The sequence below is a fragment of the Plesiocystis pacifica SIR-1 genome (assembly GCF_000170895.1).
Classification (GTDB): Bacteria; Myxococcota_A; Polyangia; order Nannocystales; family Nannocystaceae; genus Plesiocystis; species Plesiocystis pacifica.
The window spans coordinates 42,169-63,884 of the sequence record NZ_ABCS01000022.1 but is presented as its reverse complement, the minus strand read 5'-3'; the positions used below and the strand labels follow the sequence as shown (position 1 = coordinate 63,884).

General features: G+C 72.9%; 9 protein-coding genes. 7 read left to right on the top strand and 2 right to left on the bottom strand.

Annotation, left to right across the window (positions count from 1 at the left end; genetic code table 11):
- Positions 1 to 128 precede the first annotated feature (128 nt).
- From PPSIR1_RS13765 to PPSIR1_RS13740, 6 genes are all read left to right on the top strand, one after another.
- Positions 129 to 1,679 carry a PfaD family polyunsaturated fatty acid/polyketide biosynthesis protein gene (locus PPSIR1_RS13765; protein ID WP_006971690.1) on the top strand — a complete coding sequence of 517 codons (1,551 nt, stop codon included), beginning with the start codon at positions 129 to 131 and terminating at the stop codon, positions 1,677 to 1,679.
- Between the two features lie 61 nt (positions 1,680 to 1,740).
- A complete protein-coding gene (locus PPSIR1_RS49300) occupies positions 1,741 to 5,280 on the top strand; it encodes a type I polyketide synthase (RefSeq protein ID WP_006971689.1) in 3,540 nt (1,179 codons plus the stop codon).
- Positions 5,238 to 8,123: an SDR family oxidoreductase gene (locus tag PPSIR1_RS13755; protein ID WP_198154508.1), complete on the top strand. Its 2,886-nt coding sequence runs from the start codon at positions 5,238 to 5,240 to the stop codon at positions 8,121 to 8,123. Before PPSIR1_RS49300 ends, PPSIR1_RS13755 begins: the two co-directional genes overlap by 43 nt.
- Positions 8,124 to 8,176: 53 nt before the next feature.
- Positions 8,177 to 14,677: a beta-ketoacyl synthase N-terminal-like domain-containing protein gene (locus PPSIR1_RS13750; RefSeq protein WP_006971687.1), complete on the top strand. Its 6,501-nt coding sequence runs from the start codon at positions 8,177 to 8,179 to the stop codon at positions 14,675 to 14,677.
- 27 nt (positions 14,678 to 14,704) lie between these two features.
- On the top strand, positions 14,705 to 16,192 hold the full coding sequence (locus PPSIR1_RS13745; RefSeq protein ID WP_006971686.1) for a hypothetical protein: 1,488 nt from the start codon (positions 14,705 to 14,707) through the stop codon (positions 16,190 to 16,192).
- 53 nt (positions 16,193 to 16,245) lie between these two features.
- Positions 16,246 to 17,073: a hypothetical protein gene (locus PPSIR1_RS13740; RefSeq protein ID WP_006971685.1), complete on the top strand. Its 828-nt coding sequence runs from the start codon at positions 16,246 to 16,248 to the stop codon at positions 17,071 to 17,073.
- 26 nt (positions 17,074 to 17,099) lie between these two features.
- On the opposite strand, the gene PPSIR1_RS13735 is transcribed toward PPSIR1_RS13740, so the two are convergent.
- Both PPSIR1_RS13735 and PPSIR1_RS13730 read right to left on the bottom strand, forming a co-directional pair.
- Complete coding sequence (locus PPSIR1_RS13735) at positions 17,100 to 18,131, bottom strand: Rpn family recombination-promoting nuclease/putative transposase (RefSeq protein WP_006971684.1); 1,032 nt, start codon at positions 18,129 to 18,131, stop codon at positions 17,100 to 17,102.
- 127 nt (positions 18,132 to 18,258) lie between these two features.
- On the bottom strand, positions 18,259 to 19,854 hold the full coding sequence (locus tag PPSIR1_RS13730) for a hypothetical protein (protein WP_006971683.1): 1,596 nt from the start codon (positions 19,852 to 19,854) through the stop codon (positions 18,259 to 18,261).
- 346 nt (positions 19,855 to 20,200) lie between these two features.
- On the opposite strand from PPSIR1_RS13730, the gene PPSIR1_RS13720 reads away from it, so the two are divergent.
- Positions 20,201 to 21,694: an outer membrane protein assembly factor BamB family protein gene (locus PPSIR1_RS13720; RefSeq protein ID WP_006971681.1), complete on the top strand. Its 1,494-nt coding sequence runs from the start codon at positions 20,201 to 20,203 to the stop codon at positions 21,692 to 21,694.
- Positions 21,695 to 21,716: the final 22 nt, after the last annotated feature.

Here is a 21,716-nt window from a genome sequence, read left to right as displayed (position 1 = left end):
AGGGTGGACGCGGGTCGCTGGGTGGTCTCGGGGGAGCGACGCCGATCACTGCGCACCGCCATGCACGGACATGGCTCACGTGATGGCGGTGGTATCCAGCCGGCGCTTTGTCGCCGCAGGACTCGCCCATGGCCACGCCGTCGAGCCAACCCGCCAGCCGCTCCCTCGCCAAGCCCACCGTGGGCGGCGCCCTCGATCTGGCCGCCCTCGCGGACGTCCGCCGGCCGCTGACCCTGCCCTCGCCGGCCGGCGCGGGCCCGGCCCTGACCCTCCCGCCGCTCTACCCCGAGTGGCTCGGCGATCGGGCCTTCACCCAGACCCACGGCCTGCGCTTTCCTTATGTGGTCGGGGCCATGGCCAACGGCATCGCCAGCGTCGAGCTCGTCGAGGCCTCGGCGCGCGCGGGGCTGCTGGCCTTCTTTGGCGCCGGCGGGCTGGCCTATCCGCGGGTCGAGGCGGCCATCGATCGTCTGGTCGCGAGCCTGGGCGAGCGCGTGCCCTGGGGCGCCAACTTGATCCACTCGCCCAACGAGCCCGAGCTCGAGGCGCGGGTCGCCGATCTGTTCATCCGCAAGGGCGTGCATCGGGTCTCGGCGTCGGCCTTCATGGCCCTGACGCCCAACGTGGTCCGCTACGCCTGCGCCGGGCTCAGCGTGGGTCCGGACGGGGCCATCCGCCGCCGCCACCACGTGTTCGCCAAGGTCTCCCGCCCCGAGGTCGCCCGCCACTTCATGGCGCCCGCGCCCGAGGCGACGCTGCGCGAGCTCGTCGCGGCCAGGCTGCTGCGCGCCGACGAGGCCAAGCTCGCCGCGCACATCCCCCTCGCCGCCGACATCACCGCCGAGGCCGACTCGGGCGGGCACACGGACAACCGCCCGCTCTCGGCCCTGCTGCCCACGCTGCTGCGCCTGCGCGACGCCATGGAGGCTCAGCACGGCTACCGCGGGGCGGTCCGCGTGGGCGCGGCCGGGGGTCTGGGCACGCCGGGAGCCATCGCCTCGGCCTTCGCCCTGGGCGCGGCCTACGTGCTCACGGGCTCGGTCAACCAGGCCGCCGTCGAGTCGGGGCTCTCCCCCGTGGGTCGGCAGCTCCTCGCCAGCGCGAGCCTGTCCGACGTCGCCATGGCGGCGGCCGCCGACATGTTCGAGCAAGGCGTCAAGCTCCAGGTGCTCAGCCGCGGGACCATGTTCGCGGTCCGGGCCAACAAGCTCTACCGCCTCTACCGGGACTACCCCAGCCTCGACGCCATCCCGGCCACCGAGCGCGCCAGCCTCGAGCGCCAGATCTTCCGGGCGCCGATCGCCCAGGTGTGGGCGAACACCGAGGCGTTTTGGCGCGAGCGCGACCCCAGCCAGCTGCAGCGCGCGGCCGCCGAGCCCAAGCACCAGATGGCCCTGTTGTTCCGCTGGTACCTGGGCCTGTCGAGCCGCTGGGCGATCACCGGCGACGGCCAGCGCCGCGTCGACTATCAGATCTGGTGCGGCCCGGCCATGGGCGCCTTCAACGAGTGGGCGCGCGGCACCTTCCTCGAGGCGCCGGAGGCCCGGAGCGTCGATCAGATCGCGCTCAACCTGCTCGAGGGCGCCGCGGTGCTGACCCGGGCCCAGCAGGCGCGAAGCTTCGGCGTCGACGTGCCCGCGGCGGCCTTCGACTTCCGGCCCCGACCGCTCCAGGTCTGACCCTCTCCCCCTCTTCTTCTCTTCCGCCTCTCCTCGCCTCAATCGGAAACCGAGCCTCGCCATGTTCGACAACGTCAACGACCAGACGCAGCCCATGGACCCCATCGCCGTCGTCGGCATGGGCGCGCTGTTCCCCGAGTCGATGTCCCCCGGGGAGCTGTGGGCGAACATCGTCGCCGGCCGCGATCTGATCACGGACGTGCCCAAGACCCACTGGCTGGCCGAGGACTACTACGACCCGCAGCCGGGCACGGCCGACAAGGTCTACGCCGCGCGCGGGGGCTTCTTGCCGCCGGTGCCCTTCGCCCCCCTCGAGTTCGGCATGCCGCCGAACATCCTCCCGGCCACGGACACCTCGCAGCTGCTCGCGTTGGTCGTGGCCAAGCAGGTGCTCGAGGACGCCCTGGGCGATCGCCTGGGCGAGGCCTCGCGCGAGCGCATCAGCGTGATCTTGGGGGTCGCCTCGGCCACGGAGCTCGTCGGGCACATGGTCGGGCGCCTGCAAAAGCCGGTCTTCGCTCGGGCCATGCGCGCCGCGGGCTTTAGCGACGCCCACGTCGAGCGAGCCCTCGACAGCGTCGAGCGCTGCTACGTGCCCTGGCAAGAGAGCACCTTCCCCGGCGTGCTCGGCAACGTGGTCGCCGGCCGGGTCGCCAACCGCTTCGACCTGGGCGGGACCAACGTGGTCCTCGACGCCGCCTGCGCCAGCTCCCTCGCCGCCGTCGAGATGGCCGTGCTCGAGCTCCAGGCCGGCCGCGCGGACATGGTGATCAGCGGGGGCGTCGACGCCCTCAACGACATCTTCATGCACATGTGCTTCGGCCAGACCGGGGCCCTGTCGCTCAGCGGCGACTGCCGGCCCTTTTCCGACAAGGCCGACGGGACCCTGCTCGGCGAGGGCGTGGGCATGGTCGCCCTGCGCCGCCTCGAGGACGCCGAGCGCGACGGCGATCGCATCTACGCCGTGCTCAAGGGCATCGGCTCGAGCTCCGACGGTCGGGCCAAGAGCATCTACGCCCCGCGCCCGGCGGGCCAGGCCAAGGCCATGCGCCGGGCCTACCAGCAGGCCGGCTACGGGCCCGAGAGCGTCGAGCTCGTCGAGGCCCACGGCACGGGCACGGTGGCCGGCGACGCGGCCGAGTTCGAGTCGACCAGCGGCGTGTTCGCGGACGCCGAGGCGGCCCCGGGCAGCGTGGCCTTCGGGTCGATCAAGGCGCAGATCGGCCACACCAAGGCGGCCGCGGGTACGGCCGGCCTGATGAAGGTCGTGATGGCCCTGCACAACAAGGTGCTGCCGCCGACCATCAAGGTCGACGCGCCGAGCGAGGCCCTGGGCCTGGGCGAGAGCCCGCTCTACCTCAACACGCGCGCGCGTCCGTGGGTGCACCGCAGCGAGAGCCCGCGCCGGGGCAGCGTCAGCGCCTTCGGCTTCGGCGGGACCAACTTCCACGCGACCCTCGAGGAGTACCGCGGGCCCCAGCCCGAGGACGCGAAGGCCGAGCGCACGCGCCCGCCCAGCTCCGAGCTCGTGCTGCTGTTCGGCTCGACCTTCGCCGAGCTCCAGGCGCGCTGCGAGGCCCTGGCGGCGGCCGTCGAGTCCGGCGAGGAGCGCCGCAGCTTGCGGGCCATCGCCCGGGCCAGCCACCGCGAGTTCGACTACGCCGCCGCCGAGCGCCTGGCGATCATCGTCAACGGCAAGGGCGAGCTCGTCGAGCCCCTGCGCGCCCTGCTGCCGCGCGTCGCCAAGGGCGAGGGCAAGGCCCTCAACACGCCGCGGGGCGCGAGCTACCGCAGCGGCCCCACCCGCGACGCCGACGGGGCTTTGAGCCAGGCCGGCAAGATCGCCCTGCTGTTCCCCGGCCAGGGCAGCCAGCACCTCGACATGAGCGGCGCGGCGGCCATGGCCTTCGAGGCCGTGCGCGAGGTCTGGGACGAGAGCGAGGCCCTCGGCCTGGGTCTGCGCCAGCACGTGTTCCCGCCCCCCGCGTTCGACGAGGACGGCCAGGCGGCGCTCGAGCAGGCGCTCGCGGCCACGGAGATCACCCAGCCGGCCATCGCGGTGACCAGCCTGGCCATGGTCGAGGCCCTGCGCCTGATCGGGCTCGAGCCGGACTGCGTCGCCGGGCACAGCCTCGGCGAGGTCACGGCGCTGGCGGCCGCGGGCGCCCTGGCGCGCGGCGAGGGCATGCGCGTGGCCAAGCTGCGCGGCGAGCTGATGGCCGCGGCCGGCCGCGGCGAGACCGGCGAGGGCGACTCGGGCTCGATGATCGCCGTGCGCGGCGGCATCGAGAAGGTCGAGGCGGCCCTCGCCGAGCTGCCCGAGGGCGTCGGCGTGGGGGTGGTGGTCGCCAACCACAACAGCCCGCGCCAGGTCGTGCTCTCGGGCCCGACCAAGAGCATCCACGAGCTCGAGGGCTTCTTCGAAGAGCGCGGCATCGTGGCCCGAGCCCTGCGCGTGTCGGCGGCCTTCCACTCGCCCCTGGTCGAAGGCGCCGTCGAGCCCTTCGCCAAGGCCCTCGAGAGCTGCGAGTGGTCCACGCCCCGCTGCCCCGTCTACTCCAACGTCACGGCCGAGCCCTACGGGCCCGAGCCCGAAGGCATGCGCGCGCAGCTGGCCTCGGCCATCGCCAAGCCGGTGCGCTTCGTCGAGCAGATCCGGGCGATGTACGACGCCGGCGTGCGGACCTTCATCGAGGTCGGCCCCGACGCCATCCTCAGTCGCCTGGTCAAGGCCTGCCTCAAGGGCAAGCCCCACGTCAGCGTGGCCCTCGACGAGCGCAGCCGCGACGGCCTCGACGCCCTGTGGCGCTCGATCGGCCAGCTGGCGACCCTCGGCGTGCCCATGCAGCTCGACGCGCTGTGGGCCGACGAGTTCGAGGCGCCCGCGCCCGAGCCCAGCCGCGGCATGATCGTCGAGCTGCTCGGGGCCAACTACGGCAAGCCGGACCTGACCGCGCTGCCCCAGTCCGAGCCCGTCGAGGCCGCCGTGGCCCCCGCGGCCGCACCCCTCTCGACTCCCGTCGCGCCGAGCTTCGAGCCCGTCGCGGCCCCCCTGCCTTCCCCCGTCTTCGACCCCGCGCCGACCTCCGTCGTCGCGGAGTCCAGCGTCCAACCCCCAACCTCGCCTGCCTTCGAGGCGGCCCACGCACCCATGCCTGCCGATTCACCTCCCCACCAACCCGCCGTGGTGACGGTGGCGCATCAGCCCTCGTTGATCGCCGCGCACCTCGAATTCCAGCGCATGATGCTGGCCAACCACGAGACCTTCCTGCGTCTCATGACCGGCGCCCAGGCGCCCGCGCAGCTCGCTGCGTCGACGCCCGTCGCCCTGGCGCCCGCCCCCGTGGCCGCGGCTGCGGCTCCCGTCACAGCCACGCCCGCGCCGGCTCCGATGCCCGCGCCCGCGCCGGTCGTGGGCCGCTCCGGCTCCGGCGCCCGCGCCCGCTCCGATGGCCGTCGCGCCAGCTCCGGTCGCTCCGGCTCCGGGCTCCGGCTCCCGATCGCAGCCGCGCCCGGCGGCTGGTGCCGTAGATCTGATCGCCCGAGATGCTCGAGGTCGTGGACGAGAAGACTGGCTACCCGACCGACATGCTCGAGCTGAGCATGGAGATCGAGGCGGACATGGGCATCGACTCGATCAAGCGAGTCGAGATCCTGTCGACGATGCGCCAGCGCGTCCCTGGGCTGCCCGAGGCGGACCCGGCCAAGCTCGCGTCCATGCGCACGCTGGCTGAGATCGCCGAGGCCCTCGGCGCGCCCGCGGGCGGTGCCCCTGCCGCGGCTGCAGCTGCGGCTCCGGTCGCGGCTGCTGCCCCCGCGCCCGCTGCTGCTCCGGCGGCCGGCGCCAACGGCGTCGACCTCGTCGCCGAGATGCTCGAGGTCGTGGCCGAGAAGACCGGCTACCCCGCCGACATGCTCGAGCTGGGCATGGAGATCGAGGCGGACCTGGGCATCGACTCGATCAAGCGGGTCGAGATCCTGTCGACGATGCGCCAGCGCGTCCCGGGCCTGCCCGAGGCGGATCCGGCCAAGCTCGCGTCCATGCGGACGCTGGCCGAGATCGTGGAGGCACTTCACGTAAACCCTGAGATGGGCGCGGCCGAGCCTTCGCTCGTGACCGCGCCCGCCTCCATCTCCGACATCTCCAGCCTGGCCCGCTTCGTGGTGCGACCCCGCGTCGTGCCGGCGCCTGGCTTCGCCAGCGCGCTGTTCGAGGCGCGCACCATCGTCGTCCTCCCCGAGGGCGGCGACCCCTCGGCTCCCCTCGCCGCCGGCCTCGTCGAGCGCCTGCGCGGGGCGGGCCTGCCCGCGCGCGTGGCGACGGATCTCGACGGCGTCCGCGATGCCGACGCGGTCATCGACCTGCGCGCCCTCGTCCCCGAGACCTCGGCCGACGCCTGGGCCAAGGCCAACTTCGACGCCTTCTCCCTCGCTCGGGCTCTGGCCCCGCGCTTTGGCGAATTCGGCGGGACCCTCGTGTTCGTCCAGGACACGGGCGGCGATCTGGGCATCTCGGGCTCGGCCCCGGGCCGGGAGGGCTACGCCGGCATCGCCGGGCTGGCCAAGACGGCGGCCCTCGAGTGGCCGACGGCCGAGGTCCGGACCATCGACCTGAGCTACCTGTCCGCCGCGCGCACGGCCGACGACGCCGCCGCGGCGCTGTTCACCGAGCTCGAGCGCGGCGGCCTCGAGCGCGAGGTCGGGCTCGCGGCCGACGGCACCCGCGTGACCCTCGAGGGCGCGCTCGAGACCGTGCCCGGGCCCACCGTCCCGGTCACCGAGGGCGGCGTGTTCGTGGTCTCCGGGGGCGCCCGCGGGGTCACGGCCTCGGCCCTCATCGAGCTCGCGCGCACGGCCCCCGGGCGCTGCAAGTTCCTCATCCTCGGGCGCACGGCGCTGGCCGAGGAGGACCCGAGCCTGGCCAGCGCGAGCACGGACGCCGAGCTCAAGCGGGCCCTGATGCTCGCGGCGCGCAGCCGCGGCGAGGCCGTCTCGCCCCGGGAGCTGGGCAGCCAGGCCCGGCGCATCCTCGCCAACCGCGAGGTCCGGGCGAACTTCGCCGCCCTGCGCGGGTACGGCTCCGAGGTCGAGTACGCCGCCGTCGACGTGCGCAGCGTCGAGCAGGTGCGCGACGCGGTGGCTTCGGTGCGGACCCGCTGGGGTCGCGTCGACGGCCTGATCCACGGCGCCGGCGTGCTCGCCGACGCCTCCTTGCAAGACAAGACCGACGAGGGCTTCCTGCGCGTGTTCGAGACCAAGGTCGCGGGCCTGCGCGCGCTCTTGGACGCGACCGCGAGCGACGACCTGCGCTGGCTGTGCCTGTTCAGCTCCGTGGCCGCGCGCGGGGGCAACCCCGGGCAGTCCGACTACGCCATGGCCAACGAGATCCTCAACAAGGCCGCGGCCGCCGAGGCGGCCCGGCGCGGCCCGAGCTGCGCCGTGTCGAGCATCGGCTGGGGGCCGTGGGCGGGCGGCATGGTCACGCCGACCCTGGCCGCGATGTTCGAGGCGCGCGGCGTCGGGCTGATCCCGCTGGACGAGGGCTGCCAGGCCTTCGTCGCCGAGCTCGGCGCGGGCGGCCCCTCCGAGGTGGTCATCGGCGCGGGCCTCGAGCTCGCTCCCGGCGAGGCTCAGGGCTACGCCGGCCTGGCCCGGGTGCACCGCGGCAGCGCGCCGCAGCTCGACGATCACCGCGTCCGCGGCGAGGTCGTGCTGCCCATCGCCATGGTCCTCGAGTGGTTCGTGCAGCTGGCCCAGGTCGAGCTGCCGAGCGCGCCCAGCTGGGTGTTCGAGGACTTCCGCGTGCTCCGGGGCGTGGTCGTGTCCGACTACGACGCCGCGCCCACGACCCTGCGCGTGGTCTCCCAGTCCGCCGGCGAAGGCCTCGGCGTCGAGCTGACCACGGTCGACGGCGACGGCGGCCGACGCCACGGCGCGCGGCTGCGGGCGGGCGAGGGTCGGCTGAGCGCGGTCGAGGCCGCGAGCTTGCCCGCGAGCCCCTGGGCCGTGTCCGAGGTCTACGCCCCCGGCCGGCTGTTCCACGGCCCGGCCTTCCAGGCCATCACCAGCCTCGAGGGCCTGTCCGAGCAGGGCGCCAGCGCGCTCTTGCAAGGCTACGCGACGAGCGGGGTCCAGTGGTCCCCGCGCCGCCGCCCCCTCGACCCCGTGGCCCTCGACGGCATGCTGCAGCTGGGCCTGTTGTGCGGGCTCGCCCGCTTCGGCGAGCCGAGCCTGCCCCTGGCCATCGAGCGCTGCGAGATCCTGCGCGCCGAGCTCGACGCGACCGAGGGCCCCTACCGCTGCGAGCTGCGGGTGCGCGAGGCCTCCAACCAGCACACGCGCTGCGACGCCGCGCTCATCGCCGCCGACGGGCGCGTCGTGATTCGCATCGAGGGCCTGCAGATGTTCGCCCTCCCGCGGGCTCAGTCCGCGGCCGCCGAGTGAGCTCGGCGTCGACCCCGACTCAACCGCCTCCGAGAGGAGGCGCGATCGTTGTCATGTCCAAGCAAGAGTTTAGTCCTGCCTTCGTCCCCGTCGCGATCGTCGGTCGGGGCTGCATTCTTCCCGGCGCCCTGAACCCGGCCCAGCTGTGGGCTCAGGTCCAGTCGGGGCGCTGCGTCATCGAGGACGCCGAGGTCGGCGCGGACTGGCGCGTGGGGCCCTGGGTCGGGGCGCAGGCTCTGGCTCAGGCCACGCGGACCCGCGCCGCCGGGCTCGTTCGGGGCTTTTCGCCCGCTCCCGCCGACGTCGCGGCCGTCGACGCCGTGCTGCCCTGCGAGGGGCGCTCGGGCGCGACCCTGTCGCCGATGGTCCACTGGCTCGTGGCCGCGGGGCGCCAGGCGCTGGCGGAGGCGACGACCAATCTGGACGAGGCCGCGCAGGCGCGGGCCGGGCTCATCCTCGGCAACCTCAGCTACCCCACGGAGTCGCTCTCGGACTTCGCCCACGGCGTGTGGCTGGACGACGAATCGGCCAAGGCCGACCCGCGCAACCGCTTCATGTCGGGCCTCCCGGCTCAGCTGGCCGCGCGGGTCCTGGGCCTCGGCGCCGGCGGCTACTGCCTCGACGCGGCTTGTGCCTCCTCGCTCTACGCCATGGAGCTGGCTTGCCGCCGCCTGGCCCGGGGCGAGGTCGACCTGATGCTCGCCGGCGGGGTCAACCACGCCGACGATCTCTTCTTGCACCTGGGCTTCCGGGCGCTGCAGGCCTCGAGCCCCACGGGCCAGAGCCGCCCCTTCCACCGCGACGCCGACGGCCTGGTCCCGGCCCACGGCGCGGCCGTGGTCGCCCTGCGTCGCCTGGACGACGCCCTGGCCCGAGGCGAGCGCGTGCTCGGGGTGATCCGCGGCGTGGGCCTGAGCAACGACGGCAAGGCCGGCAACATGATGGCGCCGCGTGAGGACGGGCAGACCCGGGCGATGCGGGCGGCCTACGCCATGAGCGGGCTGCGGCCCGAGCAGGTGTCCTACGTCGAGTGTCACGCGACCGGGACGCCCGTGGGCGACCAGGTCGAGCTGCGCAGCATGCAGCAGGTCTACGGCCCGGCCCGGGCCGAGGCCGGGGCGAGCGAGCCCCTGGCGGTCGGTTCGCTCAAGGCCAACATGGGTCACCTGATCACGGCTAGCGGCGCGGCCTCGGTGCTCAAGGTGCTCGCGGCCATGGAGGCGGGGGAGTTCCCGGTCACGCCGGGCTTGGACGGCGCGCCGCTGAACCCCGAGCTGGCCAGCTTCCGCGTGGTCCACCGCACCGAGCGGTGGACCGTCGAGAGCAGTCGCACCCGTGTCGCGGCGATCAGCAACTTCGGCTTTGGAGGCAACAACGCCCACCTGATCGTCGAGCAGTGGACGGAAGGCAGCGCGGAGCCCAAGCCGGTCGCCACGCGCGAGGCCGTCGCCGTGGTCGCCCAGGCCGTGGTCGCCTCGGGGCTCGCGGACGAGTCGGCCTTTGCCGCGCGGGTCCTGCCCGAGGGTCCCAAGGAGGGCGCGCCCGTGCCCACGCAGGTCACCGAGCACCCGGACCTGGCCGCCGTCGAGCTGGCCCTGGGCGAGGTCCGCACGCCGCCCATCGACCTCGACCAGACCCTCCCGCAGCAGCTGAGCCTGCTGCGCCTGGCCCTCGACCTGGGGCCGACCATCGACGCGCTGCCCAAGGCGCGCACGGGGATCTTCGCGGGCATGCAGTGCGACGCCGAGATCGCCCGGACGGCCCTGCGCTACCGCCACGACCTGAGCCACCTCGGCGACGACTTGCCCCGCGGGGCGGGGGACATCCCGGCGGCGCTGGTCCTGGGCTGCATGCCCAACGTCGTCGCCAACCGGATCAGCGCGCACTTCGACCTGCGCGGCCCGTGCTTTTCGATCTCCGCCGAGCAGGCCTCGGGCACGGTGGCCTTCGACGTCGCGGTGGACAAGCTGGCGACGGGGGAGCTCGACGCGGCCCTGGTCGCCGCCGTCGATCTGTCCCGCGAGCCCGCGCACGCGGCCGCTGCCGAGGCGCTACTGCCCGAGACCCAGCAACGCCCTGCGGACGGGGCCGTGCTCTTGGTGCTCGAGCGCCTCGCCGACGCCCACGCCCGGGGGGCGGAGATCCTCGCGGTGATTCCTGGGGATGAGGAGGTCGGCGAGGTCGAGGAGGTCGAGCCGCACCGCGAGCTGAGCGGGGAGTCCGGCGCGAGCCCGCTGCTCGGGCACAGCCACGCGGCCTCGGGCCTGCTCCACCTCGCCGCGCAGATCAGCGCCTGTCGCCGCCGGGCCCTGCCGCCCGTGGTCGGCCAACCGGCGGTCCCGTGGCTCCCGCACCGCAGCCGTCGACGGGTCCGCGTGGCCGTGGAGTCCCTGGGGGGCCTGCGCACGGAGATGACCGTGGCGGCCGATCGCCACGCGGCCGTGACCCCCGTGCCGAGCCTCGAGCGCCCGCGCCTTTTGACCTTCGCGGCCTCGGACATGGCCGGCCTCGCCCGCGCCGTCGCGGCCGGTGAGCGCGGCGGCTCGGGGCCCCTGCGCCTGGCCGTGGTCGGGCGCAACGAGGCGAACCTGCGCGAGCGCCTGGCCAAGGCCCGGGCCGTGCTCGCCCGCCCGCAGCCGGGTCCGGCCAAGCTCGCGGCGCTGGCGAAGCTCGCGGCCTCCGCCGAGGGCGGGGTCTACTTCCGCGAGGCGCCCGTCGAGGGCGAGCTCGCCTTCGTATTCACCGGACCGGCCGCGGCCTACCCCAACATGGGGCGCGAGCTCGGCCTGCTCATGCCCGAGCTCGTCGACCAGATCGGCGACGAGTTCGCCTCGCTGCACGAGTACGTCGGGTGGATCTACGACGCCGCCTACAGCCCCACCCAAAATCGAGGTGGGGGCAAGTCCATGCGCCTGCCGACCCCGGCGCAGAAGCTGTGGGCCTCGTCCTACCTCATCCAGCTCCACGCCCGGCTGACCCGCCAGGTCCTCGGCATGCGCCCCGAGGCCGCCATCGGCTACTGCGCGGGCGAGTCCAACGCCCTGTTCGCGATGGGCGCGTGGCAGGACTTCGAGAGCCTCGCCGTCGACATCCACCGCTGCGAGCTCTACGAGCGCGAGCTCGGCGGGCGCATGAACGCGGCCCGGCGGGCGTGGCAGCTCGACGACGCCCAGCTCAACGGCCACGGGGTCGAGTGGGCGACCATGCGGGTGCTCGCGCCGCTCGGCGCGGTCCGGGACGCCCTCGCCAGCGAGCCGCGAGCCCACCTGACCATCGTCAACGCCAGCCACGACGTCGTCATCGCCGGCGAGGCCGGAGCCTGCGCTCGGGTCATCGCCAAGGTCGGCGCGCACCGGGCCCGCTCGATCGGCTACGACTTCATCATGCACTGCCCGGAGGCCCGGGAGTTCGAGGCGGGCTGGCACGCCCTGCACCACCGCCCGACCACGGCCGTCCCCGGCGTCCGCTTCTACACCCACGCGACCTGCACCAGCTACGCGCTCAGCGACGAGGCCGTCGCCGACGCGCTCACCGGCCAGGCCATGGGCGTGGTCGACTTCCCCAAGCTCATCGAGCGGGCCTACGCCGACGGCGTGCGCGTGTTCGTCGAGCACGGGCCGCTGTCGGGGTGCAGCAAGTGGATCGGCGCCGCGCTGCGCGGGCGAGAGCACCTCTCCGTGCCCCTCGATCGCTACCGCGAGAGCTCCCTCGTGCAGATCTGCGACGCCGCGGCCCAGCTCTACGTCGCGGGCGTCGAGCTCGAGCTCGGCGCGCTCACGTCCCGGCTCGAGGCCGAGGCGCCCCAGCCCCCCGCCGAGCCGAGCCGCGCGCCCGGCAAGCGCCCCCGCAAGACCTTCACCTACCCCAGCCACTGGGCGCGCGTGTCCGTGCCCCGCCCGAGCCCCGAGTCCGCCATGCAACGCATGCTCCCCGCCCCCGCGCTCCCGCCCGTGACCCGCGGCACCGTCTACCTCCGCGGCGCGACCCCGACCGCGACGAAGGTCGCCCCCGCGCGCCCCCAGCCCGTCGTGAAGGCAGCTGCGAAGGCGGTGGCCAAGCCGGCAGCGAAGGCCGCCAAGCCCGCGACCGCGACCGCGAAGCCGCGCCGCTCCCTGCCGCAGAACACCAAGCCGGCGCCCGCCCCCGTGGGCCCGAGCTTCGACCGCGAGCAGCTCATCGTCCACGCCCGAGGCAAGATCTCGACGCTCTTCGGCGAGGCCTTCACGCCCCAGGACCGCCACGCCCGCCAGGTCCGCATGCCCTGCCCGCCGCTGCTCCTGGCCGATCGGGTCACGGGCATCACCGGCGACCCCATCGACCTGGCCAACAAGCAGATGGGCCTGGGCACCTGCTGGACCGAGACCGACGTGAAGTCGGACTCGTGGTACCTCCACGACGGCCGCATGCCCGCGGGCATCTTCGTGGAGTCGGGGCAGGCCGACCTGTTTTTGATCTCCTGGCTCGGCGCCGACCTGCTCAACCAGGGCGAGCGGGTCTATCGCCTGCTCGGCTGCGAGCTGACCAGCTACGGGCCGCTGCCCAAGCCCGGCGACGTGCTCCAGTACGACATCTACGTCGACGGCCACGCGGCCCACGGCGACGTGCGCCTGTTCTTCTTCCACTACGACTGCCGGATCAACGGCGAGGTGCGCATGAGCGTCCGCCACGGGCAGGCGGGCTTTTTCACCTACGACGAGCTCGACAACTCGGCCGGCGTGCTGTGGGAGCCCTCCGAGGGCCCGCCGACGGCGAGCGAGGCCGGCCCGCGCATGGACGCGCCGGCCGCGGTCAGCCCCAAGTCGAGCTTCTCCCCCGAGGACATCGTGGCCTTCGCCGATCGCCGCCCCGTCGACGCCTTCGGCCCCGCCTTCGCGCGCACGCACACGCACACCCGGACCCCGGCGATCGCCGCGGATCGCATGCGCCTGGTCGAGCGGGTCACCCACTTCGAGCCCCCCGGGCGCTCGGCGAGCGCCGGTCGGCCCGCGGGCGGTCCGTGGGGTCGCGGCTACATGCGCGCCACCTTGCCCCTCGAGCGCGACAGCTGGTTCTACGAGGGCCACTTCCACGAGGACTCGTGCATGCCCGGGACCTTGATGTTCGAGGGCGGGCTGCAGGCCATGGCGATCTACATGACCGCGCTGGGCTGCACCCTCGAGCGCGACGGCTGGCGCTTCGAGCCGGTCGCCGGGGAGACCTGGAAGCTCTCGTGCCGCGGCCAGGCCGTGCCCGGGGCCAAGGAGATGGTCTACGAGCTGTTCATCGACGAGTTCATCGCCGGGCCGCAGCCGACTCTATTCGCCACCATGCTCGGCAGCGTGGACGGGCGCAAGGCCTTCCACTGCCCGCGCATCGGCCTGCGCCTGGTCCCGGACTGGCCGCTCGAGGCCATGGCTCCCGTCATCGACGCCGCGAGCGAGCCGGCCGTCGCCGTGACCCCCGACGGCTTCCGCTTTGGCTACGACTCCATGCTCGCCTGCGCCTGGGGCAAGCCCTCGCGGGCCTTCGGCTCGCTCTACGCCCCCTTCGACGGCGGCCGCAAGGTCCCGCGCCTGCCGGGGCCGCCCTACCACTTCATGACCCGCATCCTCGAGGTCGAGGGCGCGATCGGCAAGATGGAGGTCGGCTCGCGGGTGCGCGCGGCCTACGAGGTGCCCCGCGACTCGTGGTACTTCGGCGACAGCGGCACGGGGGCCATGGCCTTTAGCGTGCTGCTCGAGGTCGCGCTCCAGCCGTGCGGGTGGCTGGCCAGCTACTGCGGCTTCGCGGCGGCCCACGACGACGAGCTCTACTTCCGCAACCTCGACGGCAAGAACGCGGTGATCCACGCCGAGGTCGGCCCGGACATCGGCACGCTGGTCACCGAGTCCAAGCTGGTCTCGGCCTCGAGCCTCGGCGCGATGACCATCGTCGCCTTCGAGGTCGCGGTGCGGACCAGCGGGGGCGAGGCGCTCTACACCCTGTCGACGGTGTTCGGCTTCTTCCCGGCGGAGGCCCTGGCCAACCAAGCCGGGCTGCCGACGAGCGAGGCCCAGCGCGCGGCCTTGACCGAGGCCGGCCCCGCGCCCAAGCAGGTGCCGGCGACCATCGCCGCCCACCCGGACGCGGGCTTGCTCGCGGGCAAGCTCGGCGTCGACAAGCTCGCGACCCTCGATCGCATCTCCGGGCTGTGGCCCGCGGGCGGCGAGGCCAAGCTCGGGCGGATCCGGGCCGAGCGGTCCATCGACCCCTCGCACTGGTACTTCCAGGCCCACTTCTTCCAGGACCCGGTCCAGCCCGGCTCGATCGGCATGGACGCGATGCTCCAGGCCCTGCGCCTGCTCGCCCTCGAGCTCGGCGTGGGCGTGGAGAAGGGGCAGCGCTTCGAGGTCGCCGCGACCGAGGTGCCGATGCTGTGGCGCTACCGCGGCCAGGTCGTGCCGGAGAACCGCCTCGTGGTCGTGGACCTCGAGCTCACCGAGCGCTCCGAGCAGCGCCTGGTGGCCAAGGCCTCGCTGTGGGTCGACGGCAAGCGCATCTACGAGGCCGAGGGGCTGAGCCTCGCCGTGCGCTGAGCGGGGACCGACGCCTATACTCCGGGGGTGTTCGAGCCGCCCACGATCGCCGACGCCCCCTCGCAGCGGGGGCAGGTCGAGGTGCTCGCGGATCAGCTCATGGCCGCGGGCGACCGCCGGGGCGAGCTGCTCGCGCTCGAGCTCGCGGCGGCGCTCAGCCCCGACGCCGCGGAGTCCCGCCGGCTCACGCGCGAGGCCCAGCGGTGGCGCAGCCTTCACCCATCCCTGGCCTGGCCGCCGGCCCTCGCCGACCACTCGGTGACGCTCCGGGGCGGGCTGCCGATCAGCGTCGACCAGCGCGCGTTCGCCACCGAGGTGGAGCCCGGGTTGCTCGGCCACGTCCGGATGGTCGAAGCCCGGATCGAATTCGACGCGATCGCGGGCTTCATCGAGGGCGTCGCCACCCACGCGGCGGGGCTCGAGGTCCTCGACCTGCACCAGCTCGAGACCGGGGGGCGCCCCCTCGACCTCGACCCGCTCGCCCGCCTGAGCGGGCTGTCCGAGCTGCGCGTCCGCAACGGCCTGTCTCGCGGCGGCGAGGCGCTGGCTCAGCTCGAGCGGCTCGAGCGCTTCGAGCTCGCGGTCCATGACGCCGGGACCGACGGGGTCCTCGCCCACGTGGCGGGGCTCCCCTTGCGGGAGCTGTCGTTGATCTCCAGGGGCGCGGTCGAGCTCGAGGCCCTCGCCGCGCTCGGTCCGAGCCTCGAGCGGCTCGAGCTCCTGGGGGGGATGCCGGAGTTCGGCGGCGTGTCTTGGGCCAAGCTCCGCGAGCTCTCGCTGATGCGCGACGAGCCGGGGACAGGCCTGCTCCCGCTGCCGGTCACCCTCGAGTCCCTCGACCTGTTCTATCTCGACGAGGACGAGCTCGATGCGCTGCACGCATCCTCGGTCGCCGCCCTGACCCTGTGGGACGCCGAGCACCTCGATGGCGGGGCGCTCCGGGTCCCTCCTGGCCTGCGCGAGCTGGTCCTGCACACCGAGCTGCCTGGGCTCACGCTCGGCGGCGCCCCGCAGCTGCGACGCCTCGAGATCCGCGACTTCATCACGGGCAGCGTGGCGGTCCCCTCGAGCGTCGAGGACCTCAGCCTCCACGCGGACGTGGCCCTCGAGCTCGACCTCGGGCTCAGGCTGAAAGCTCTCGGCTGCGACAGCGCTGGCGTCGAGAAATTCGCCAACGCCAGGCTCGAGGAGGTCGAGACCTTGACCTTGGACCTGTCCCCGGTCGCGGTCTACGAGAATATCTGCGCCGGCCTCGCCCCGCGCTGCACCTCGCTGCGCCGCGTCGTCGTTCGTGTCGACGAGTCCCTGCCCAAGCTCGACAGCGAGCTCGACGGGCTGCTCGCCGAGCTCGCCACGCTCACCAGCTTGCGCGAGTGTCGATTCGTCGGCCGCGTACCGCTCTCGTGGCTGGCGAGGCTCGACGAGCGCTTGCCCGGGGTCGCCTGCCTCGCAGGACCCGGCTCGATGCGCAACGCGGGCAGCTGGCCGCGCTACCAGAGCTCGAGGCCCGGGTAGACCAAGCAGACCAAGCATCAGGGGGAGCGCCTCGTTGGGCTATCATCCCCGCGATGCGTCGCCCGCCGCTGCCCCCCCGGCTGTCCACCTTCGCCCTCTGCCTCGGTCTGAGCCTCTCCGCCCTGAGCCTCTCTGCTTGCGAAAAGGGGGGCAGCGCCACCCCCGAGGACGCCCAGGACCCCATCGACGGCCTGGCCCTGGCGCTCCTCGACGCCCTCGAGGACAGCGATCGGGACGCCCTCGCGGACCTGTGCGCGGCGAAGCTCGCTGGCGAGCTGGGCGAGCGAGACCTCTCGGTCTTCGCCCGCACCCTGCATTGGCTCGGGCGGCCGACGCTGAGCGCTGAGGACGAGGAGGCGGTCGTCGGGGGCGTGAACCGGCGCTACACCGTCGCCTTCGAGCACGGCGAGGTCGGCCTGGAGCTGACCGTGGTCGACGGCAAGGTCGAGGGCTTCAGCCTCGAGGAGGCGCGCTGGGAGGCCCTGGTCGAGCGGGCCCTCGAGGTCGACACGGGCTCGCTGCGCATGGCCAGCTTTCACTTCGTGGGCGCGGAGGGCGAGCCCCTCGAGGCCCCCACGGACCCGGGCCAGATCGCCTACTCGCTGTCCCTCGAGGGCCTCGACTCGCAGCTGCGCGAGCACCACGTGACCATCGACAAGTCCGTGGTCGATGCCGAGGGCCGCGAGGTCTACCGCCAGCGCGAGCCCGACGAGATCCGCTTCCCCCAGGCCGAGTCCGGGAGCGCGGGGGGGCGGATCACGGGAGAGCTCGGCGTGCCTGGGCCGGGGAGCTACACGCTGAAGTTGAAGATCGTCGACCTCGTCGCGGGCCAGGACATGACCCACGAGGTGGCCTTCGAGATCGGGGCCGGCGCGCCCTAGGGAGCACGCGCCAGCCCGCGTGCGGGTCAGTCCGCGGGGGCCGGCTCGGACTCGTCGAACACTGCCTCGACGGTCTCGGCCGTCAGGATGCGGGTGATGTAGCGGCGCAAGCGGGCTTCGTTTGCGGACCGGATGCGCTCGGCATGCTCGAGCTCGCGGAGGTCGAACTTCGCGCTCAGGAGGTCGATGAGCGTCTCTTGCAAGGTCTCGATGCGGCTCTGCTCGCGGCCTTCTTCGCGGCCCTTGGCGAGACCCTTCGCCATCCCCTCTTCCATCAGCTCTTCGTAGTACGTCTTCATGACCTCCCTCGTCTGAGGTACGTGCTCATCGAGCTTGGCATGGAATTCCTGGACCTGCACCCGCTGCGCGATGCATGCGATGTAGTGGAAGATCTTCGTCATCGCCTGAACGCCGTCGGGGGCCTCGAACACTTCGCGGAACATGTCGCGCCACGTGGAGACGCCGTCGATGAGCTCGGGGATCTCGTGCCGAGTGCGGAGTATCCACAGCACGAGGGTGGCGAAGCCTCGCATCGACCATTCGCGGAGTTGTTGATCGCTGAGGTGGGTGAGGTCGTTGATGACCAGCTCGAAGCGGGGGATGTGCGGGGTGAGCTCGGGAAGATCCGTCGGGCCGGGTCGGACGAGGGACTCGAAGGTCACGGGCGCGGTCCAGCCGCCGGGGGCGTGGCTGACCACGACCGGGAGGATGGGCGGGAGGTCCCTGCCGGGGTGGGCGCTGCGATGGCGCAGCCACACGCGGGTCAGGTAGACGAGCATGCGCAGCGGCATGTCGCGGTCGACGGTGCTCTGGTGCTCGATGAGCAGGTAGACGTAGGCGTCCTCGCCACCGATGGACGCGGAGAAGAGCAGGTCGCTGTGGCGCTCGGCGAGGGTCTCGTCGATGTAGCTCCCGGGTTCGGGGCGAAGCGTCGACCAATCGATGGCGTGGGCGATGGGCTCGTCGAGGACGTTCTGGAGCAGCTTGGCGGCGTCTTTCGGGTCTTTGAAGGCGGACTTGAACAGGGCGTCGTGGGGGCTTGGGCTGGTGCCGTGCATGCGCGTCCCCTAGCGCGGCGCGAGAGGGGCCTCGCGCACGCTTTGGGGGGGTCTGAGGGGGAACTGGGCCGTCAGCGCCCGTCCTTCGCCGAAGCCCTCGAAGGCTGGCCCGTAGTCTGGCCGGCCGTCAGAGCATCGCCCCGTCGGCGATCCACTCGCGGACCAGGGCGATGGCCTCGTCGTTGAGCAAAAAGGGCGAGTTGAGGGGCATGTGCGAGGCCACGCCGCCGCCGCTCTTCTCGGGCTCGCACTCGGACAGCACCTGGTACAGCCAGGAGTTCTCCGGCGAGCCCGGCTCGACCAGGGACGCGCCGGGGTTGCCGAGGACCTCGTGGTCGAGGAGGCGGTTGCCGAGGTTGGGGGACACCAGATCGAGGCCGGCCGCGGCCGTGGCCGCGCCGTGGCAGGCGTTGAAGCTGCAGGACTGCTCGAAGATGACCCCGGCGATGTTGTCGAGGGTGGGCTCGACGCTCGGCGCGACGCCCTCGTCGTGGTCGACGCACTCGGGCACGGCCGGGATCTCGGCGCTGCCCGAGGGCGGGATGTAGAGCTCACCCTCGCGCTCTTGGTCCGTGGGCAGGCCCTGGTCTTCCTTCTTGGGGATCACCAGGTAGCTGCACGCGCCCTCGAACTGAACCACGCCGTCCTGCTCGCCCACGGCCGTGGACCCGGCGATGACGGACATGTCGGTGATGCCCTCGGACTCGGCGAGGGCCAGCATCACGCACATCTCCTGATCGCCGATGCCCCAGCCCACGGACACGTCGCGCCAGTTGTCGTAGCCGCAGGTGAAGTCGAGGCCGGTGGTGCCGCTGAGGTCCAGGGGCGGGTCGAAGGTCTTGCCGTTGGCCTCGCCGTTGAAGCCGTCGATCTCGTAGACCGTCTGCCCGTCGTGCTCGCCGCCCATGAAGCTGAGCTGAAAGTAGTTGCCGAGGTAGTGGTAGTGGGGGACGACGTAGTGCAGCTTGTGGTCGACGGGCAGCCCGAGCTGGCCCTGGTAGTTGTCCCCGAACTTGTCGCACACGCCGGTGAAGTGGCTCTGGGTCAGGGGCGGGATGTCGAGGTCGGTGTAGCTCAGGCGAAAGGGCGTGAGCACGGACAGCACGTCCTTGGGGTGGATGAGCTCGAGGCCCATGAACAGCTCGGTCTCGACGGCGGCCGGGCCGACGTTGAGCATGTGGGTGCTGCCGATGACCTTGTAGCCCGCGGGGATCTTGATCACGGCTCCGTCGCCGGTGCGCTGGGTCTCCGTGAAGCTCTGGGTCGACTGGGCCGTGAGCACGGTGCCGACCATGGCGGCGGCGAACTCGGTGTAGCCCCGATCGCCGCAGTGGAAAAAGCCGTCCTCGCCGGCGAATTCGTCCTCGGGGACCACGAACCAATTGGAGTGGTGGAAGTAGCCGAGGTTGCTGAGGGTCACGGCCTGGACGTAGACCGGCGCCTCGTTGTCGAGGGTCCACTGGGCGCAGGGCTCGATCTCCTCGAAGGGGGTGAGGGCGTAGGTGCCGAAGCTGTGGTTGAGGGGGGTCGTCTCGAGGGGGTCCTCGCCGCCGGTGTCGGTGTCCGTATCGGTGTCTGCGTCGGTGTCGGCGTCGGCGTCGGCGGCCTCGTCGTCGCCGCCCCCGTCCTCGCTCGGGCTCTCGCAGCCGAGCGGAGCCCCGAGCGCGAGGCAGGTGAGCCCAACCCGGGCGTGTCGACTCCGAGGACGCATCCAGACCAGCATTCGACCATTGTAGACCTCGGCGCGGGGGTCATGGGAGGGGTGTTTCGGAGAGCCCGGTCTCGGCAAGCTCGGCGGCCTCGATGTGGAGGGCGCGGGCGACGAAGCGCCGGTGGTGAAGGGCCTCGTCCTGGGCTGCGACTTCTCGTTCAGCGAGGGGGTCGCTGGCAACGCTCGCGTCGCTCGGCCGGGGCGGCAGCTCCGGCGAGGCCGCGGGGCCCAGGACCATCAGGAGCAGCAATTGCGGCGACGAGGGCAACACGGCGCTGCCAACGGCTCTCGACGCCCGAGGATTTGCAGAGCACGGACAACGCGCAAAGAGCACGGTAGACTGCCCGCGGTCACCACCATGGACATGATCAGCGTCGAGTGCCCCAGCTGCGGGGCGGACCTCCCTCCTCAGCAACCTTGCGGCTCGTACCAGTGCGACTACTGCGGTAGCCGCTTTCAGCTCGATCAGGCGCGCAAGGCCAAGACCCAGGCGGGCGCGGCCGTCGATCCCAAGGCGATCGCCCAGGCCATCCTCGCCGCGCAGCAAGAGCAGGCCCGCGCGCGCCAGGCTCAGGCGCAGGCCGACCTGGCCCAGGCGCAGGCCGACGCCGCGCGGGCCCAGGCTCGGGCGGCCAAGCAAGCCTCGCGCAGCGGCCGTGGGCTGGGCTGCCTGATCACCAGCATCGTGCTGTTCACCGTGATCGGCAGCCTCGTGCCCGTGTTCTTCGTGGTCATCGACAGCCTCGAGGACGCCGGCTTCGACGTGGGCGGCGACAAGCTCCGCGAGGGCCTCAACGCCATCGGCGGAGACGTCGGGAGCGCGCTGACCGGGGAGCGGATCTTGTGGGACGACGTCGCCGGGCCGCCGGTCGCCGCGACCATCGACGGCCAGACCGTGGTCGTCGGGCGCACCCGCGCCGTGGGCACGGGCGACTCGCTGTACTGCTCGGTGCACGACGTCGACGGCAGCCTGCGCTGGCGCACGGAGTCCCTGGGCGACTACTCGAGCGCCTACCAGTCGTCCTTTTGCGGCGTGCTCGGGGACGCGATGATCGTCACCGACGGCGTCGGGACCTTGCGGGTGTTCGCCCTCGCCTCGGGGGAGCAGCTGCACCAGCACTCGCTCACCGACGTCGTCGACTACCTGTGCGTCCCGCCCAAGTCCGTCGTCGAGGCCCCCGTCTCGGGCGAGCCGGCCCAGGTCTGGGTCCACCAGATCGACGAGCGCGCGAGCTTCCTCGACCCCGAGACCGGCGAGCTGACCGAGGCCAAGGACCGGCCGCAGTGGTGCTTCCGCTCGCGCCACGACGCGTTCACGGCGGCCTCGGGCGGCGGCGACTGGTCCGACGCCATCCGCGAGGGGCGGCGCGACCCTCGGAACCCGCGCAAGAAGCTGGAGAGCCCCTTCCCCGAGGTCGAGGGCGCCAAGCTCGAGTTCCTGGCCGTCGAGGGGGACCAGGCCGTCGCGCTGGGCCACAAGGCCCCGGGCACCAAGGTCCCCTACGCCGTCGCCTTCGACCCGAACACCAAGGCGATCCGCTGGCAGGCCGCGACCCCCTCGGTGCCCAAGACCACGGTCCGTGATGAGGAAAAATTCGGCGTCATCGCCAACGGGCGCTACGTGACGACCTACGGCGCGGGCAACGAGGACTGGCGGATCACCGCCTTCGATCTGCAGGGGGGCGAGCGCGTGTGGGAGACGACCCTGCGCCCGATCTTCGCCGTGGACTCCCTCAACGGCCTGGTCTCCGGGGGCACGCACGTATTCCTGGTCCGGACCAGCTCGCTCGAGATCTTCGACGTCGCCACCGGTCAGCTGACGGGCACGGTCGGCGTCGAGACCTACGACTGAGTTTTGTTTTGCCCCCACAGCC

Bases quoted from the DNA above. Each gene is read 5' to 3' on its own strand.
- PPSIR1_RS13730 (WP_006971683.1), bottom strand. From the start codon at position 19,854: ATGCTGGTCTGGATGCGTCCTCGGAGTCGACACGCCCGGGTTGGGCTC.
- PPSIR1_RS49300 (WP_006971689.1), top strand. From the start codon at position 1,741: ATGTTCGACAACGTCAACGACCAGACGCAGCCCATGGACCCCATCGCC.
- PPSIR1_RS13720 (WP_006971681.1), top strand. From the start codon at position 20,201: ATGGACATGATCAGCGTCGAGTGCCCCAGCTGCGGGGCGGACCTCCCT.
- PPSIR1_RS13735 (WP_006971684.1), bottom strand. From the start codon at position 18,131: ATGCACGGCACCAGCCCAAGCCCCCACGACGCCCTGTTCAAGTCCGCC.
- PPSIR1_RS13765 (WP_006971690.1), top strand. From the start codon at position 129: ATGGCCACGCCGTCGAGCCAACCCGCCAGCCGCTCCCTCGCCAAGCCC.
- PPSIR1_RS13750 (WP_006971687.1), top strand. From the start codon at position 8,177: ATGTCCAAGCAAGAGTTTAGTCCTGCCTTCGTCCCCGTCGCGATCGTC.
- PPSIR1_RS13740 (WP_006971685.1), top strand. From the start codon at position 16,246: ATGCGTCGCCCGCCGCTGCCCCCCCGGCTGTCCACCTTCGCCCTCTGC.